At 48.3% G+C, this 18,121-nt stretch carries 16 protein-coding genes; 1 reads left to right on the plus strand and 15 read right to left on the minus strand.

All coding sequences use genetic code 11. The features are described 5' to 3' along the window. Nucleotides 1-58 precede the first annotated feature (58 nt). Nucleotides 59-556, minus strand: coding sequence for a hypothetical protein (locus PSHG_RS10005; RefSeq protein ID WP_010272440.1), 498 nt, complete (start codon nt 554-556; stop codon nt 59-61). A 214-nt stretch (nt 557-770) separates the two neighbouring features. Continuing rightward, entirely contained in the window at nt 771-1,286 is a 516-nt protein-coding gene (locus PSHG_RS29290; RefSeq protein WP_010272443.1) for a zinc ribbon domain-containing protein, read from the minus strand. A gap of 248 nt (nt 1,287-1,534) precedes the next feature. Here PSHG_RS29290 and PSHG_RS10020 point away from each other — a divergent pair, with 248 nt between their 5' ends. After that, nucleotides 1,535-2,383 (plus strand): polysaccharide deacetylase family protein, encoded by an 849-nt coding sequence (locus PSHG_RS10020; RefSeq protein ID WP_235782044.1) that lies wholly within the window; start codon nt 1,535-1,537, stop codon nt 2,381-2,383. Between the two features lie 87 nt (nt 2,384-2,470). On the opposite strand, the gene PSHG_RS10025 is transcribed toward PSHG_RS10020, so the two are convergent. From PSHG_RS10025 to sigI, 13 genes are all read right to left on the minus strand, one after another. Then, nucleotides 2,471-3,898, minus strand: a complete 1,428-nt coding sequence (locus PSHG_RS10025; RefSeq protein WP_010272449.1) for a sensor histidine kinase — start codon at nt 3,896-3,898, stop codon at nt 2,471-2,473. Between the two features lie 6 nt (nt 3,899-3,904). After that, nucleotides 3,905-4,588 carry a response regulator transcription factor gene (locus PSHG_RS10030; protein ID WP_010272450.1) on the minus strand — a complete coding sequence of 228 codons (684 nt, stop codon included), beginning with the start codon at nt 4,586-4,588 and terminating at the stop codon, nt 3,905-3,907. Nucleotides 4,589-4,617: 29 nt separating this feature from the next. Beyond that, complete coding sequence (locus PSHG_RS27190; RefSeq protein WP_010272451.1) at nt 4,618-5,973, minus strand: hypothetical protein; 1,356 nt, start codon at nt 5,971-5,973, stop codon at nt 4,618-4,620. 176 nt (nt 5,974-6,149) lie between these two features. After that, the gene (locus PSHG_RS29295) at nt 6,150-7,220 is read right to left on the minus strand and encodes a polysaccharide deacetylase family protein (RefSeq protein ID WP_010272452.1); all 1,071 of its coding nucleotides are present in this window, start codon (nt 7,218-7,220) and stop codon (nt 6,150-6,152) included. Between the two features lie 704 nt (nt 7,221-7,924). Then, nucleotides 7,925-8,872, minus strand: a complete 948-nt coding sequence (locus tag PSHG_RS10050) for a nucleoside hydrolase (RefSeq protein ID WP_010272453.1) — start codon at nt 8,870-8,872, stop codon at nt 7,925-7,927. 23 nt (nt 8,873-8,895) lie between these two features. Next, a complete protein-coding gene (locus PSHG_RS10055) occupies nt 8,896-9,723 on the minus strand; it encodes a carbohydrate ABC transporter permease (protein WP_026021294.1) in 828 nt (275 codons plus the stop codon). 2 nt (nt 9,724-9,725) lie between these two features. Further along, nucleotides 9,726-10,616, minus strand: coding sequence for a carbohydrate ABC transporter permease (locus PSHG_RS10060; protein WP_010272455.1), 891 nt, complete (start codon nt 10,614-10,616; stop codon nt 9,726-9,728). 35 nt (nt 10,617-10,651) lie between these two features. Next, nucleotides 10,652-12,013, minus strand: a complete 1,362-nt coding sequence (locus tag PSHG_RS10065) for an ABC transporter substrate-binding protein (RefSeq protein ID WP_010272457.1) — start codon at nt 12,011-12,013, stop codon at nt 10,652-10,654. 71 nt (nt 12,014-12,084) lie between these two features. Beyond that, nucleotides 12,085-13,020 carry a ribokinase gene (rbsK, locus tag PSHG_RS10070; protein ID WP_010272459.1) on the minus strand — a complete coding sequence of 312 codons (936 nt, stop codon included), beginning with the start codon at nt 13,018-13,020 and terminating at the stop codon, nt 12,085-12,087. Between the two features lie 377 nt (nt 13,021-13,397). After that, the gene (locus tag PSHG_RS10075; protein WP_010272463.1) at nt 13,398-14,333 is read right to left on the minus strand and encodes a Gfo/Idh/MocA family protein; all 936 of its coding nucleotides are present in this window, start codon (nt 14,331-14,333) and stop codon (nt 13,398-13,400) included. Further along, nucleotides 14,317-15,357: an aldo/keto reductase gene (locus tag PSHG_RS10080; protein ID WP_010272464.1), complete on the minus strand. Its 1,041-nt coding sequence runs from the start codon at nt 15,355-15,357 to the stop codon at nt 14,317-14,319. Before PSHG_RS10080 ends, PSHG_RS10075 begins: the two co-directional genes overlap by 17 nt. Nucleotides 15,358-15,425: 68 nt before the next feature. Next, nucleotides 15,426-17,222 carry an anti-sigma factor domain-containing protein gene (locus PSHG_RS10085; RefSeq protein ID WP_010272465.1) on the minus strand — a complete coding sequence of 599 codons (1,797 nt, stop codon included), beginning with the start codon at nt 17,220-17,222 and terminating at the stop codon, nt 15,426-15,428. After that, nucleotides 17,219-18,019 (minus strand): RNA polymerase sigma factor SigI, encoded by an 801-nt coding sequence (gene sigI / locus PSHG_RS10090; protein ID WP_010272466.1) that lies wholly within the window; start codon nt 18,017-18,019, stop codon nt 17,219-17,221. The genes PSHG_RS10085 and sigI overlap by 4 nt, the downstream gene beginning before the upstream one ends. Between the last annotated feature and the right edge of the window lie 102 nt (nt 18,020-18,121).

An 18,121-nucleotide genomic window follows, 5' to 3' on the forward strand; every position in this document is an offset into this window, starting at 1 on the left:
GTCCTTCAACAAGATTAAAGAAGCGCCACGCGTGACCTGAGGTGTTCTGTTATCAAGGCTAAGGCTGCAGGCAAATATACTGCCATCCAACTACCGGAATCCACATCCAGCGACATTGACCGTGGCTTGCTCCGGGTCCGGAGGACCAGGGGCCAGGGCCGGGACTAGGAGACCAGGGAACAGAAGCGAAACCAGGGCCAGGTTCGGGTCTGGCCGCAAACGGGCCCTCTGCCAGCGAAATCATCGTGATATCAATGATTCCTGGTTGATTATTCGCGTAGTACACCCTTGCTGACATAGAGGCTGTATCAATATTGTCTACATAGGCTGCTACCCGTTGTCCATTAATCGTGAATATTCCCCACTTCCCTTCAAAAAAACGCAAATCATTCGGGTTTTGCCCATACAGCTGGGGCATTCTTGGTGCCGCTTGAAACTCTACCGCCTGATCCTTCCATGAAGCAGCGGTCTGCAAAAAATTCCCATCCTCCAGCGGAATCCATTGCTGATCCGGGAATTCCGAGACAAGCGGATAATATCCATGAGGATAAAGCATCAGACTTCCTCCTTAAGGTTTAACATACATTTTTATACAGTAACCTATGTGCTGCTGCCCATTTCGGTATAGTCAACCGCCCAGGCTATAAAAAAGTTATTTGCGAGCAGATTATTCGCTTGCTGCACAAGCATCCAGCTGCTATCCTGGCGGCATAAAAAAACTCTCTTCTGCACGGCTAATGAAGAGAGCTGGTTGCTATCTGGCGTTACAATTAACGCTTTTCCCCTTGTTCATCTGAAGATGAGGATTGCCCGGGTTTTTTCGGGTCCTCCAGACTTAATGGCATTAAGTAATCACCACAATTGTAACAATACAAGGAGTTTTCCTCGTTGAAGGTTTCGCAACGGCCGCAAATAACTTTAACTGGAGGCCGGGACTCGAAATAGTGCCCGCAGGCCGGACAATAATTGGCTTCCAGCGGCACGTTTCGACCGCAAGGACAGCTCTTGACCTGCTTCACCTGCTTAATCCGTTCTTCCAATTCGCTGATCTCCCGGCGAAGTCTTACGATCTGCTGACTGGCCTCTGCAATGAAGGACTCCGATCGTTCCAGCTTGTTATCTACATAAGCTTCGAACACCTTTTCGCCGATCGCTTCAAAGTATCTGTCGACTTCTTTTTCCTTTGAAGAAATATGAGACTTTATGCGGGTAATTTCCATTGCCTGCTGGGCCATTTTTGCCGCTTCCGCCGCACCCAGCTTCATTTTATTCACAAACTGCTTCACTTAACCACCTCCTACGCCAATCATGGAACAAAGGCGACCGCTTCACAGTTAATGCTTCGGAAGCCGATTTCCTTCAGAAAGCGCTGGCCGGAATCCTTTCACCCTTTATCCCGAAGGTTACCTTTCTTTCAACATATATATACGAATAACCGCAATAACATACGGCTCTCTTTCACTTTCCTCTAACCATTGGAGCACCCTATGCATAGGCTATAGGTAAATGACCCGTAAAAATGAGGTGCATAACCGTGAATGGTTTTATTTATGGAGTTCCTAATGGAGTCCCTTATAGAGTTTATTCTAGATCCTGTACAAATAATGTTTATCCTCATAGAGTCTACCCTGGCGTATTCTATCATAGTTATAACGGATCCTGGTATCGTATGCCTACCCCGGAGCTTGCCGGCGGACCGGAAAGTGAACAGGAGCGGCCTCCGCATGCAGAACAAACGGATTGGGCTTCCTTATACCCGAGCGAGGTCCTGCTGCACGGTCCCCAGGTCAAGGAGGTCTCTTTAACCTTCGATGACGGCCCTGACACCGAATGGACTCCGCAAGTTCTTTCTATTTTGAAGCAGTATGGAGTGAAAGCGACTTTTTTCTGTGTAGGCCACCGAATCCAAACTAACCCTGACGTATTTATGCAGATGATTCAAGACGGCCATGAGGTCGGCAATCATTCCTGGAGTCATCCTAATCTCAGTAAGCTTCCAGCGGAAGAGATCCGCCGGCAGCTAACGTTGACTAATGAGCAGGTTCAGCGCTTGATTGGAGTCAAGCCGGCTAATCTGAGACCTCCTTACGGAGCCATTAACGAGGATGTCATCGATATAGCACGCTCACTTGACCTGAAAATTATATTATGGAATGTGGATAGCGTCGACTGGAATCGCCTGACCGGGGAACAGGTTGCTGCTAACGTGCTGGCCAACACTGGTCCGGGCTCTATTATTTTAATGCATAGCGCAACAGGCGAAGGAGGGACCTTACAAGGAACCGTGGACGGATTGCCGCGCATCATAGAAAAGCTTCAGCAGCTCGGCTATTCGTTTAAAACTGTTTCGCAGCTGCTTGACATACCTGCCTATGTTAGGTAAAGGCCAATCCCGAATCCGGTTAGCATTTGTATCAATTACTTCGTATCTGAGCTGAGAGATTTCCTGATCGCTCTACATTTCAGGAAGCTACCCTTGGGGCGGCGGACTTTCTGCAGGAAGAGCAGGGAATTGCGGGAATGGGAGCGATACTTTTACGGTTGTACCCACACCCAGCTTACTGTAGACGGTCAGCGCCCCATTATGCTGTTCCACTATTTCTTTACAAATGGATAACCCCAGCCCACTGCCAGGCGAGCGGGAATCTGCTTTAAAAAATTTGTCCGTTACCCGTCTTAGGCTATCCTCGGGTATTCCCGCCCCGTCATCCGTTACTTTAATGGCCGCCCATTCCTCTTCCTTGCCGGCACTCAGGCGGATCGTCCCTTCCTCAGACGTAAATTTAATCGCGTTGTCCAAAAGGTTCACCAATACCTGCTTAAGCCTGTTCCGGTCAGCATGGACAATAAGCTGGGGCTCCTTCGTTTCGACAACCAGGTGAATGTGCTTTCGTCTCAGACTCGCCGCAAATTGATGCCCGATCTCTTCCACCAAATGGTTAAGATCAATCGGCTGCTCCTGCAATTTTTGATTGCCGGATTGCAGCTTGGAGAAATCAAGAAGGTCCTCTACCAGGCCGATTAACCGGTCTGTTTCCTTGGATATAACCTGCAAACCCAGCTTGGTTTCTTCCTGCTCGTTCAGTCCTCCAGAAATCAAGGTCTCGCTCCAGCCCTTGATGGATGTAAGCGGCGTTCTGAGCTCATGGGAGATAGAGGAGATGAAGTCGCTTTTCAGCTTATCGTTGCGCACGATCTCATCAGCCATAAAATTGAGTGTATCTGCTAAATGGCCAACTTCATCGTTATATCGCTTTTCCGCTTTTCGGGTAAAATCGCCTTCCGCCATATGAGCAGCGGCATTTGTCAGTTCTTCAATCGGGCTGACAATCCGCTTTGCCAGCTGTGTACTGATTAGCCAGGACAAAAAGATAACAATCAAGCCAACACCAATCCCCGCAAGCGTAAACCGGTTCACGACCTGGTCGACCTGTTCAATGGAAGTAGTGTAACGGATAACACCTATTGCCCGGTTTCCCTGCATAAGAGGCTGGGAAAGGGCAAAAATTTTCTCGTTTGTTTCCGGCGATATCCCTGTCCAGGTTTGTGTCGATCCTTTGAGTGCGGCAGTAATATCCGGTGTCAGCACCTTCTCGTGAGGCTGCAGGCCGTAGGAATCAATAACGAGATTCCCCTGCAAATCAAATACTTCGATTCGCGTGAAATCATCATCAATAGCGCTTTCGTAAATATAACGGGATTGCTCGCGCAAGGAATATTCGTCGAGATATTGACTGAAAAACCGGGCCGATACAGCAGCCCGTTCGCTTAGCGTCTGCTGTACGCTTCCGTAATAATATTGTCTTACGGTACCGATAAACAGAACACCCAAAATTAGAACGACGAATAAAATAACGATGCCGTAACCGACCATCATTCTGCCTTTAATTGTATTCAACAGAGACTATCCCTTCCACATATATCCGTAGCCCCACATCGTTTCAATATATTTGGGCATGGACGGATCATCTTCTAGTTTTTGACGGATTCTGCGGATATTGACATCCACAATTTTTAAGTCGCCAATATAATGCTTACCCCATACTTTATCCAGGATGGTATCCCGGCTGATTCCCTTTCTCGGATTCTCCATAAAAAGTTTAACGATTTCGTATTCAGTCGGCGTTACATCAATTTCTTTTCCTCTTTTAAACAGCTTCCGTTCATCCAGAGAGATTGCAAAGGGGCCTGATTCCAGCCGGTTGTCATCCTGCTCCGAAACGGGCTTTAACCTTCTGTAAAGAGCCTTGATACGGGCGATCAGCTCGGTCGGACTGAACGGCTTAACGACATAATCATCTGCACCCTGCTCCAGTCCCGTGACTTTATCGGAATCCTGGGTCTTGGCAGTAAGCATGATGACTCCCATGTCGGGATAAAGCTCCCGGATCCGCCGGCATACTTCAAATCCATCTATGGTCGGAAGCATCACATCAAGAATGGCGATGTCTACATGTCCTTCCAATTCCAGCTTTTGCATTGCTTCCTCGCCAGTCTCCGCCTCCACGACTTCAATCTCGTTGCGGATCAAGTTTATTTTGACGAAGCCCCGGATTGATTCTTCGTCCTCGAGAATCAATACTTTCATGCACTGCACCGTCCTTTCCTCAAGTACCATTATTCCTTGGGCAGAAAATGAAAATAGGAAATAATTTCTTCATCATCGAGTCTTAGCGCTTCAAAACCGGAGGTTCCTCTGGAGTTTTGAGAGGCTCGAGGAATGACAGCGGTAAATATTTGCCCGTTGCGCTCACCTAGGTCAATCGTGTGCATTTGCTGATTTTCCCACTCGATTTTATTTTTAAGCTTATCATCAACAGGGTAATAGGCAAGAGAAAAAAATTCCCTTCCCTTCTCTTCATTCTCTACGTGGTAAAAGCGTACCAGATTCAGATGCTCCTTTTCCTCTTTGACAATTGTATACTGCCCCCACCATTTTGCGGGAAAATCAAAGCGAAAGCCTGCTCCATAATCATAATAATTCTCGTATACCAGATTCAAGCCAGCTTGACCATCCCATTGGTGCCAGCGATGAATCCACGGAACATCGACAAGCGGAAGCGGACCGTTGGCCGGCGGCTCAAACAGCGAAGCTATTTCAATAATCTCATCCTGATTGATGTCTCTATGAATAACCCCATATGGACTCAGCATCACATACTGTTTAGTATCACCAAATACATCCTTAAGCCTTCCGTCCTCTTTGACAAGTAGGGTCGTAAATGAGGAATGGGCTCCCACTTGAGCCGTTATGAAAATTCCGTTACGGGATGCGGTTGCTTTGCCAAATAAAACTTGAATGTAGCCGCCCACCCCTCCGTCCAAAATATGTTCATCGCTTAGGCGGATTCTTCCCTCTTCGTATTTATAAAGCTCCGCCTTCGCATTCATCAGATTGCGGTCCTGCTGAATCAGAACAATATCGGCAATCCCATTGTTATCGAGATCGCCTATCGCAAGCTCTGTGTAAGAAAAGCGGCCGATATCCTGAACTGTTCCCTCTTTCATTTGGTACACAGTCAGTTCCTTCTTGACATCTTCTCCTCCGCTCCAGCCTACCAGCATAACCGGTGTGCCGTCGCCGGTCACATCTTTAAAGTCGACAAACTGCACAGAGCTTCCCAATTCTTTAATGTCGGCAATTTTCTTCCATTTGCCCTCTTTCTTGCTTAAAACAAGAACACCAAATTCAAACTGATTGATTTCTTTTTTGTAAAATGCTATCGCCTCATTGATGCCGTCACCATCCAAATCGGCTTCAATAATTGCCGCTTTCACTGATTCAAGCTGTTCCGGAATCGTTAGCTTGGCCCCCGTTGGCAGTTCATTGTGAATTGCTTGCCTCATCTCCTGTAAATCTGTAGAGACCGAGGGAGCTTTAAGCAAATCGACAGGAGAGACAGCGAAACTGCAAGCCGTTGATGTCATGATGATAAGCAGCAAGGCGATTTTCAACCTCCAAAAAGATCGCATGCAGGCTCCTCCCTAAGTCATTTTCAAAGTTAGTTTCCCATAAACAAATCGGCCCAGGTCCCGATGCGGGACAACAGGACCGATTAAGGCAGCCTCTAGCCGAGGCTATTCAATGTCGAGCCACTTTCTGAGCTTGGCACTAGCACCGCTTAAATTACGAGAAGCGGCAGCTAATTCTAATCTATATCTGAAGCTTTTACGATCGTGTAGCCTTCTGCAAGCAAATAATCAATCAGCATGGGCAGAAATTCAATGGTATTACTCAGATCACCCTTCTTACCGCCGAAGCTGTGCAATAGAATAATGCCATCCGCCGAAACCTGGGATTTCACTATCTCCAGCATAGCCTCAGGAGTCGTACCTTCCCAATCGCGAGGATCGACCGTCCATCCTACGATCTTATAACCTTCATTCGCGACCAAGCTGCGAACAGAATCCGAAAGCGCACCGTACGGGGCTCTGAATAAGGATGAGAAGTCCCCAATCTGTTCTTCCAAAAAGGCCTCCATAGTACGAAGCTCTTCCATGACTTCCTGCTCGCTTATCCCTGTCAGCTTCTTATGGCTCCAGGTGTGATTCGCAATTTCATGTCCTTCATCCAGAATCACAGGGATCATATCCGGGTACTTCTCAGCCTGCGTCCCTACTAGAAAGAACGTTGCTTCTATTCCGTATTGTCTTAATATGTCCAAAACCTGCGGAGTCCACAACTCGTCAGGACCGTCATCAAAGGTTAGGGCTACTTTTTTGAGGCCATCCGAAGCCAAATCGTCCTCCCGCTGCCCGTCTTGTTCATCCGGGCCCGATGCACTAGAATCGGGAGGGATGGACGGCGGCTGCTCAGTTTCTTTATCTTCTTCTCTATCTTCTTTATCCGCGTCTGTATTCGATAAATCCGGAGGCGCAGGTGAAGTCAACGGCTCCTCGGCATCTGAATTCGATGGTTCTTCGGTTGGAGGAGCCGATGGACCTGTGACCGGCGCCTGCTGCTTATTATCGTCGTCTGGAGCAGAGTCCGGGGGCACACTAGGCAGCACGGGGTCACGCGGGCTATCCTCCCCCGACACCATCTCCACATGATCATCATCCGGCGGTTTCATCGATTGGGCGGGTGCCATAGCCGTCAGGTTGCCCCCGCCGGTTACTATTAAAGCCTCTACTCTATTATATCCTATGAAAATAACGAGGATAAATATAATAAACAACGAAAAACGGCGCCAATTTATTCTTCTTTTTCCTAGTTTCATCAACTGTTCCCGCCTCTGCGATCCGCACTTGGAAGTACTTGATTAGATAGGATTATCGTACCAGTCTTCCTGGGTCAAAGTAGTTACGGAAACATTACAAATTTCAGCAAAATCTAACACAATACTACCCTGTTCTCTTATAACCGCTGCGACGCAATAAAACGGGGACGGAGGGCGAGGGGGTCGAGGGGGTCGAGGGGGTCGAGCCTCCATGGGCTTGTTGCCTGCGTCTTGTACGAAATGTCGTACAAATGCATGAGGTTGAAGAGCGATTACCGGAGATTTGTATGAAACGTCGTACAAATACAGGGGATTGAAGGGCAATTACCCAAGATTTGTATGGCAAATCGTACAAGTGTAGGGGGGTTAAGGAGATGCAGCCACTGTTCCATACGAAAACAGTCATGTCTTCTCCAGTTCTGGCACAACTCCGGCATGAAAATAGCAAACATGTTTATAAGAAAAAGAACGACTCCATACTGCTACTACATGGCGAAGACAACGTTACGATAAACGGTGGTTTAACCCCTTTATGAAAACTGTAAGGATGGACTCTGTGTACAACTCCCTGCTAGCTCCGAATGGCCCGTTCGGAAAACCGCGTACAATCGCCACTGCAGCGGGGCCCGGGCCAATTGTATGCGGAAAACCGCATACAATTGGCCCGGTAGGGCACCGCGAATTTTTGCGAAGCTGGCTGTTAATCACTTAAGCAGCGCAGAGGTAACAATTTCAGAGAACTTCCGGAAATCGGCACCGGATGCGGCGTCTATAACCGGCAGGTGATCCCAGCGAAAATGATTACGGGTATCGCAAACCGTCTGGCCTCTTGTTAATGTCCCGGCGGTTTCCACGTCCACCCTTACAGAAGTGGTTTCAATTACAGACGGATCAATGACTGCTGCAACGGCCAAGGAATCTATCAGCACACAATAGGATTGAAAGCCTCTGCCTTCTACAAAGTCAACCAGTTTGCTGACATAAACCGCCTCCTGGTTGGAGGATTGGCGAAGCAGATCAACCTGCTCTTGCGGAAAATTAATGTCCGGGTGTGTGGCTACGTCCAAGCCTACTGCGCGGATAGAGAGCCCGGAGTTAAACACCATTTTGGCTGCTTCCGGATCCACATACACATTCCACTCACTCACCGGATTGTCCCCTGTTGCATGTTTATAGGCATACTCATTGAAGCCAAAGGCTCCCCCGATGCAGACCAGCTCCTTAACCTTTTTCGGGAGCTCAGGGTCTTTCAACAGAGCCATCGCTATATTGCTTAAAGGCCCCAATGCTATTAGCGTAAGCTCGCCCGGGTAAAGATTCGCCTGCTCCACAATCAGATCCGGTCCGAACACAGGAGCCAGTGAACGCTTCGGCTGGGGCAGCCCCGTATTGCCGAGGCCGTCTTTGCCGTGGGAGAAAGGATCGAACGGAATATCCCGGACTAAAGGCTTGGCCATCCCTTTAGCCACCGGTATCGAATCCGCCCCCATCATCTCCATAATCGTTAAAGCATTACGGCTTGTATCATCAACGTGCAGGTTGCCGCTAACGGTCGTTACCGCTCTAAGGTCCACCTGGTCTGATTTCAGCGCCAGAATGAGCGCAAGGGAATCGTCAATGCCCGGATCGCAATCAATCAATATTTTTTTCACAGCTCCAGCCTCCTGATTTCCGTTTATTTCACACTGCCGCTAGTTAATCCACTGACCAGATATTTCTGGAAAAAGATCGTTACCACAATGACCGGGATGCTGGATATCATCCCTGCGGCTGACATAACTCCGCGATCTGTGCCTCTCTGAGTGACAAAGGAACTCGTCAAAACAGGCATCGTTTTTGTGGCATCTCCTGACAGTGTTAAAGCAAAAATAAATTCATTCCAGCAAAAGATGAAGCAAATTAAGCTAGTAGCCACCAAGCCAGGCTTGATAATAGGGAGGACGACCTTAAATATCGTCTGCAAGCGGGTACAGCCGTCCAGCATAGCGGCTTCCTCAATATCAACAGGAATGGCGGCAACAAAATCACGCAGCAGCCAAATGACCAGAGCCAGATTCAAAGCGGTGTACGTAATAATCAACAAGAAATGAGTGTTAAGCAGGTTGAGATTATAGGCAATTAAGAAAATCGGGATGATGACCACAACCGGTGGAATCATCCTCGTCGTCAGAATCAAGTTCGGCAGGAGTCCGCCGCCTACTCTGAACCGGACCATGGAGTACGCAGCGAAGGCCCCAATGGCCACGGTAAAAAGGGTCGCGAGCCCGGCAATAAGAATGCTGTTCGTCAAACTTGTAACAAAATCGGGATGATCAAACAATTGCAAATAATTGCGAATTACAGGCTGCTCGGGAAACCACACCGGAGGAATCGCCATCTGTTCAACCGGTCTTTTGATCGAGGTTAGGAACACCCATAAAACCGGGAATAGAAAGAAGAGAAACAGGAAGAAAAGCACCAGCGTTTTCATGCCTGTCCACAAGTTCTGTTTGACTTTTCGCATGCTCACAGTTTCATCCCCTTTCTTCCCGTGTACCGCAGAATGGCAAATACGACTACAGCCAGGATGAGGAGTACACCCGTCGATACCGCAGAAGCATAACCCATGGCATAGCGGCTGAAGGCAATCTTATAGTTAAAGATAGACACCAGCTCGGTAGCGAAGGCGGGCCCCCCATTCGTCATGATATAAACCAGATCGAAGGTCCGAATCGCATCCATGCCGCGCAAGATTCCAACCGTGACCAGAGATGGCTTGATTAAAGGCAGGGTCATGGTCCAGAATTGCCTCCACTCGCTGGCTCCATCTACTCTGGCCGCCTCGTAAATTTCATCCGGGATACCGTGCAGGCTCGCCAATATCAAAATCATGACGAAGGGTGTCCACTGCCAAATATCCGCGATGATGACAGATACCATCGCCCAGGATGGCTCGGTCAATAAGCGGCTCGTGTCAAATGGAATATGCAGCCAGTCAAAAATTTGCGCCAGAGGGGTAAAATCCGGAAGCAGGAACAGTCTCCAGGCGACCCCAACTACAACCGGCACCATCATCATAGGCAGCATAAAGGCAACTTTGAAGAATGGCTTGCCCCAAACCTTCCCTTTGAGAAGTAAAGCCATCACCGTGCCAAGCACCAATTCCGAGGCCACAGATCCACCGGCAAAGACAAAGCTGCGGATCATCGACTGGATAAACTGCGAGTCGCTTAGCAGCTGCTTATAATTATCCAGACCGATGAATTGTATGCCCAGATCGGGTCTCAGCAAAGGGTAGGAAAAAAAGCTTAATGCGACTGTGGCCACAATAGGGATAAAAAGCACCAGCAAAAGCACCAGCAAAGATGGCGCAACAAACCAATAGGCATCTCTATCTCTGGTTGTAGGTTTATTCATGGGGCCACCTCGTCAAATAGTCTAGTTAACGGTTATCAGTTGCTGTAATATCCCGTGGATTCCATCAAATTCTCGACTTCTCTAGCCGCCTGATTCAATGCTTCCTCTGCACTCAAGTTTCCATTGAGAAACTGGGAGATCGCACTTGGGAGCAAATCTTCTGTTACTGTAGCCCCTTCAGGAATTAACGGCAGCGGAAGCAGTTTTGCCGATTGCATAATTTCCGAGTGCGGAAGGTAGTATGGATACTGCTCCGACAGTGGTCCTTCCAGTACCGATACGCGGGCAGGAATATTACCGACCGGCGCGGCCTGCTCCATCATTTCCGGGCTCGTTGCAAACTCTATCCATTGGAAAGCCGCTTCCTTGGCATCCGAACTGCTGGTCATCACAAACCCAAAAGGCAAATAAAAACGTTTGATATCCTGATCGCCTTCATTCGCTGTCGGAATTCCGGAAAAACCTACCTTGCCGGCGATCGTAGACTGGTCAGGGTCTTGAGAAATTTGGGCGATGGTCGTTGCCATTTCCGCCATGGCGCTTCTTCCCTGCAGGAATTCACCGGACGCGTCACCCCAGCTGTATTGCTTGGCTGCAGCCGACGTAAATTCGAACATTTCCTTCACATCATTCAAAGCTTGAATGCCGGCTTCATTGTTGAAGGCCGGACGATAGTTCTCATCAAAAATATCTCCGCCATAGTTAAACAAACGATTGTAAAAGTGGAAGCCAAGCAGCAAGCTGTTGTCGCCCATCAGCGTCACACCGTGCAGCCCTTCATCGGGACGGTGAAAAAACTCTGCAATTTGCTTGTACTGCTCCATGGTTTTCGGCGGTGCCAGCGGGTATCCATACCGCTGTTCAAAAGCAGCCTGCTCCTGCTCGTCCTCAAACAAATCCATGCGATACAAAATACCGTGTGTTTCATTCATATAAGGAACAAAATAAAGGTCCTCGTTTTCGCCAAAATAGGCATTCTCAATTCCAGGAAAATCATCCAGCTGAAGCTGATCAATATTGCCGCCTTCACTGATTGGAGCAATATATCCTGGATTCTGCATTTCCGGAACCCAGCCAATCGGAACATAAGCCAAATCAAAATCAACGGAGCCGCGCCCCCCGGTAAACTGCATATTCAGCTGCTGGCGATACTGTTCCCAAGGCAGCTCGGTAACATTGACTTTAACATTGTACTTCTCTTCAAATTGGGGGATAACCGATTTCCAAGCATCTGTATGAGAGCCCACTTCTGCCATAATGGTTAGGGTTGCCGCCTCTTCGCCTTTGCCGCCATTATCTCCGCTCCCCCCGTTGTTGTCCGACCGGGAGCACGCTGCGGCAACTACAGACAGCATAATTACCAGCATCATTAAAGGTAAACGCCATTTAAGCTTCATTGTTCCATCCTCCTCAAATTGTTTGGTCTCGTTTCGACTCGCGGCCCGAGCATCCTTAATATTTATTCATGCTAAAAAGCATTTTCGATTTCCGCCAAGGACGGCATTCCTGCCTGTGCTCCAAAACGCGTAACCGATAATGCGGCCGCCTTGGAAGCAAATTCAATTGCTTCCTTTTGCGGTTTTCCTAGCCCCAAGGAAAAGGCGAGCGCGGCACTGAAAGCGTCTCCGGCTCCAGTTGTATCAATAACATGGACTGGATAAGCTGGCATTGTTAGGATTTCCCCATGAGCTGCAAGATATGCCGCACCCTCTTCACCTAATGTCGTAATGACATGCTTGACACCATTATCTGCAAGTGCCCTCATCATTTTCTCATAGCGTGGTTCTGGCTTGTCCTGAAGTTCGGCTTCCTCTCCAGCGAGAATAGCCAGCTCCGTAATGTTCGGTGTCAAGTAGTCAATCCGGGAATAGATCTCTGCGGGAAGCTTCCGCGCCGGTGCCGGGTTTAAAACAACCGTGGTTCCATGCTTGGCTGCCAGCTCAATGCCTTTGCAAACCGTTTCAACCGGAATCTCCATTTGAATCAAGACAACATCAGCTTGTCGGATCAACTCTTCCTCTTTCTCTATATCTTCTGGAGTGCAGTGAAAGTTGGCTCCGGGCACTACAATAATACTGTTATCTTCTTCTGCAACCACTATGGTGGCTACCCCGGTCGTAACGCCCGGGACCTTCTTGATTTTCGATGTGTTTACGCCATGCTGATCCAATGATTTTACAAGCTGCCCGCCAAAATCATCATCTCCTCTGGCGCCTATCAGCGTACACTCCGCATTCAGCTTGGCTAGAGCAACAGCCTGATTTGCCCCTTTCCCTCCTGGAACCATGTCAAACCCCTGCCCCAATACGGTTTCTCCTTTGACCGGAGCTCGCTCGGCACGGGTAACCAAGTCCATATTAAGGCTGCCAATGACAACAACCTGGGGACAGCGCCTATCTGACATATCTCCAACTCCTTTCTCAACCCCTGCTTCTAAATTACAACATTACTAAAAGGATGGGCACCCTGCTTAACTTTTATAATAGGGTACCGGTTACACATTGTAAGATCATACCACGAAATTGAAGGCTTGAAAACCCGCGAGCAGGCGAAGCCGATAAAATTGAAAAAATTCAGCAGGAAAAGATTGTGGTCATCTCATTCTTCATCTAAAAACCAGCACTTAAGCCGTTACCTGAGCTTTTGCTATATAACAAAAACGGGGCGTCCAGCCGCCAGCATTCACTGACTTTCTGTGACAACCCCTATTATGTTGAACTAATAAAAGGCGCATCAGGATAAAGAAAACAACTGGCGATTCCAGCCGTTATCCATGAATGACTACGGGGCTAATTTTTCAATCAAAAAATGAACCGGAAGCACCTGGTCCGCACGAATTTGACAGTGTTCCTGATGATCCAGACTTTCCAGGAAGTGTTCAACAATTCCCACGAATCCTCTCCGATAAGAAATGGAACTCCAACTGTCAAAGGTATCCTGCCGTTCCCCCGTCTCTACACTTCCGAAAACTCCTTGATCCAAATTAGTAACGACTGCCGAACGTCCTCCGCCATACAGTTCCAGTTTTTCAAGATCGCTGGAGCTGCCCCGATTCATAGCGAAAAAGCCGCTTTGGCTGCCCCAGGATAAGCTGCCTGAAGCGTGCACAAGCCTTCCCTGCTCATCATCTTTTTGAAAATATCCAGTCAAGGCATGGGAGCCGCAGCCAAGCCAGAGCAGCAAATCAATCATATGAATCAAATCATCGTACAGGGTTTGTTTGGCCGTGAGCGATTGTTTGCTTACCCGGTGCTTCTGGGCAATGCATTGATCAATTCCCCCTGCCTCTTCCATCCACTGCTTGGCTCTTACATAAAGAGGAGCGAAGCGGCGGTTAAACCCGACGCACAGCAACTTGCCTTTGCGTTCCGCCTGCTCGGCCATTGCTACAGACTGCTTGATTTCGTAGGAAAGGGGTTTGTCTACGTACACATGAATGCCGGCCGCAAGGCATTTGCTCACCACATCGAAGTGGGTTTCCGTAGGCGTATGAATGAACACGGCATCCGGTTCCTTATACAGCAAGTCCTCTAAATGGGTATGGCATTGATTAATCCGGTAAAGCTGCCCGAACCGTTTAACGGTTTCCTTTCTTTTGGAGACAAGACCTATAATTTCAACTCCCGGGTGCGAGGCCAGAAGCGGGAGGTATGCCTTTTCGGCAATGCTTCCCAAACCTACGATGCCGATTCGTTTGCGACTAGGCTTCGAGCGCATCGTTATCCGCTTCCGCATATTGAGCCGATTGCTGGATCACTTGCTGCATGGGCAGGTCATACGGGCATTTCGGCTCGCAGAGCGGCTGGTCCCGGCAAGGTTTATAATCTGCGCATGCGCGAATTTTGGCTCCATGCTTGCTAAAAAATTGGTCCCCATAGGCAGGCAATCCAAGCCGGTCTCTGGCTATACTGGAAATCATGATATCCGGTATGGGAATGCCGAGAGGGCATGAACAGTAATTGCATCTGCGGCAATTATGCTCCCCCAGCTCACGGGCCAATTGCTCCAGATAAGCCCGTTCCTCTTCTCCCACTTCCGCCTCTTGGGCCGCAATATTCTGCCTAACCTCTTCCACGCTTTTCATACCGGATATAGTTACATGCACATCCTGACTGTAAGGATACCGGATAGCCTTCTCAACAGGCTGAATCAACCCCCCGGATAAAGGCTTCATAGCTACCTTGGCCATGCCTTTGGCTGTCATTACCGGAATAAGATCGTCCAAGGCAAACGGCTGGCCTAAATTCAGGTGAAACAAAACCTGGTCGAAGGAGGCTTGCTGGATCCATTGCGTCAGCAGATCCGGACGATGCCCCGTAATGCCGATAAACCGGATTTTTCCCTGATTCTTTGCTTCGAGAGCTGCACGGTAAGCCCCGTCTTCGGCCATCAATTCATCAAATTCACGGGGATGATTGACATAATGAAGCTGCAGCAGATCAATATGATCTGTCTGCAGCTTATTCAAACTTTCCTCAATTTCCTGCTTGGCAGCGGCATACTGCCTTTTGTTCGTTTTTGTCGCTAAAAAATATTCCTTACGTCTGGAGGAAATCGCTTTGCCAATTATTTCTTCACTGTTCCGATAAGCGCGAGCCGTATCTATGTAATTAATCCCGTGATCCAGCGCGTAATTCAGTGTTTGTTTGGCCTCCTCAAAGGAAACATCGGGCAGACGCATGGCCCCGAATCCAAGTGAAGAAACTTTAAAGCCCGTTGAACCAAAGGCCGTATATCTCATGCCAAGCCCCCCAAAAAAAGTTTCAGACAACCCTCTGCTGCTGCAAAAATAAGCTTCAGGGAAAATACTTATTCCTCTTCCCTGACCTTAAACTGATCCAACAAGCGGCCTAATTCCTCGTTAACCTGATTTTCCAGCCCTTGCTTCTGATCATTAATCAGATTCTCCAGCTCTCCCTTCTGTTCCTGGAGATGATCCTTCAGCTTCTGTTCCTCTTCTTTATATTTCTCCAGCAGACGCTCCTGTTCCTGCTTCAGCTTCTCGTACAGCCACTCCTCCTGATTCTGTTCTTTCTGCTGCTGTTCACGCTCATTCTCCTCCCGTTCACGCTCGTTCTTCTCGCGTTCACGTTCCTTCTCCCGCTGTTCTTCCTCCTCGCGCTCCAAACGCTCGCGTTCCTTTTCCTCCTTCTCCCGCTCACGCTCCTGCTGTTCACGTTCCTTCTCGAGCTGCTTTTGCTGCTCACGCTCCAGACGCTCGCGTTCCTTCTCCTGCTTCTCCCGCTCACGCTCCTGCCGTTCACGTTCCTTCTCGAGCTGCTTTTGCTGCTCGCGCTCCAGACGCTCGCGTTCCTTCTCCTGCTTCTCCCGTTCGCGCTCCTGCCGTTCACGTTCCTTCTCGAGCTGCTCGGCCTGCTTTTCCTGCTCGCGCTTGATGGCTTCCGCTTGCTGGCGTTCAAGCTCACGCTGCTCAGCCAACCGCTCTTGTTCTCGCTTGGCCGCTTCCGCTTGCTGACGCTCCTGTTCAGCCAGCAGCTCTTGTTGGCGCCGAATCAGCTCTTCCTGCTGACGCTCCTGTTCACTCTGCATGGCTAATCGCTTCTGTTCTTGAAGAGCTTCAGCTTGCTCGTGACTGGACTGGTTCTTGCTATGATCCTGCTGGGACGATACTACCCCTTCCCCTGCATCCGCCAGTTCGGTTTTGTTGTCTGCAGCTTTATTAGGGGCATAGTTATGTAAAGCTTGAATATCCGATAAATCTTGTTCATCGGACAGCTCGGTATCAGAATGTTTGTAATACAATTGCTCGAGCTTCAACTCTAACGTGCCGCTGATTTCATCCTCCAGCCATGTTCTCATGCTTTCCTTCGACCAATCCCCGGGGTTGATGAGCTGATCCAGACCTCCGGCTTGCTGAGCAATGGCATAGATAGAGTTTTCTTTCATATCTTCAATGTTAAGAAAATGCCCATTTACCCTGGCATTTAAATAAACAGCATATTTCCCCGCTGAAAGTCCCTCTTCCGCTGCTGCCTCCCTTACTTCCTTAGGAGCTATGAACGAAGTAACGAGCAAATGGTCCTTGTACTGTGGAAATTCCAGCATGACCTGTTCGGTAATCAGCTTCTGAACTTCCTGGCTCAAAGCATGCTCATCTATTGGAGTTTTAGGAGCTACTAACGTGCTGGCAATAATAATATCGTTAGAACCATCCTCCACAAAACGTTCCTCAATCCGGCGGACAATTTCCATCGTTACATCCTTTAACGCCTTACCCTTGTATTCAACTCCATCAACCAAGTCCCGTCCTTCCATATTAAGACCGGTCAAATAACGCACCTTTTCCATTTTATCGATTCCCAATTCAATGCTGGGGTTAAAATCTAGAGAAATGTAAGCAACGACTTCCTTGCTGCCCACATAGGAAAACATCGTCATCCCGATCATCACGAATATAATTGCAGCAGCTACCGTGGAGAGAATGGACACAGAGGGAAACCTTCTTCGGATCGGCGTGGCAAACCAAATCTCTTCCCCAATCAGGCAGGTTCCAGACTCCCTTTGACGAACCTCAATAAATCTTCCTTCAGGCGTCATGACCACAACTGATTTTTTTCGGATTTCAACCACAATGCCTCTGTTCATTTCTCTTCACACCTTTCCATCTGTGCGATAGCCGGCTGCAAATATTCCTTAATATGGGGATAAGGTCCCTTATAAATTAACGCTATGGCGATAATATACTTTCGATTTCTTTCCAAAGTCTTTCGAGAAATATTGACCTTGACCAGCAGTTCCTTGATGGGAAGCATCTTCTTATGTACAAGCAGTTCCATTAAAGAAGAGTCCTCAGCCAGCAGCTTGCCAATCACGAACAGATTTTCTCTCGAATCCGAATGCTTGGGAGAGCAGTCTATCAAATCGGCAAAGCGAATATCAAAGTGCTGTAAATGCTTGTCCAGCTCAATTATTTCGCTTCTTCTCTCTTCAGCATGTCTTTGTATTTCATAATGCTCAACTGCCTGATGTACTTCAACAGGATTAATAATGTTATCTTCACCGTCTTCAACATCGAAGGAGCTGTACGGAATATGGTGTGAAAAGCGCTGCTCTTTACGTATATGATCAATTAAACGTCTGCGAATAACCGTTTCTGCAAACCCGAGGAATGACTTTCCCGCCGTAGGGGAAAACTGATTAATAGCTTCATTGAAAGCAGCTAATCCAATACTGAATTCATCATCTCGTGAAGGATCTACATATTTTTTACAGAAGCGGCTGGTTACCTTAGCTATAAACGGCTGGTAATCCGAGATAAACTGGTTTCGCATTTTTAGATCGCCCTGCTGAATTAATTTCACCGCTTGTTCCGGCGGGAATTCACTGGCAGACCGGTGAACCGGGCTTCTCCCTAAAAATTTCTTGAGTAGTACCAGTAACAAATAGTCCACCTCTCACTACAAGGATTCGACTCTCCCTCCCTTGTTAAGGGGGTAGAGAGAGCTCCGCGAATCGCGGTATCCTGCTATATTTGAACATGGCAC

It is taken from the genome of Paenibacillus senegalensis JC66 (assembly GCF_000285515.1).
GTDB classification, from domain to species: domain Bacteria; phylum Bacillota; class Bacilli; order Paenibacillales; family NBRC-103111; genus Paenibacillus_L; species Paenibacillus_L senegalensis.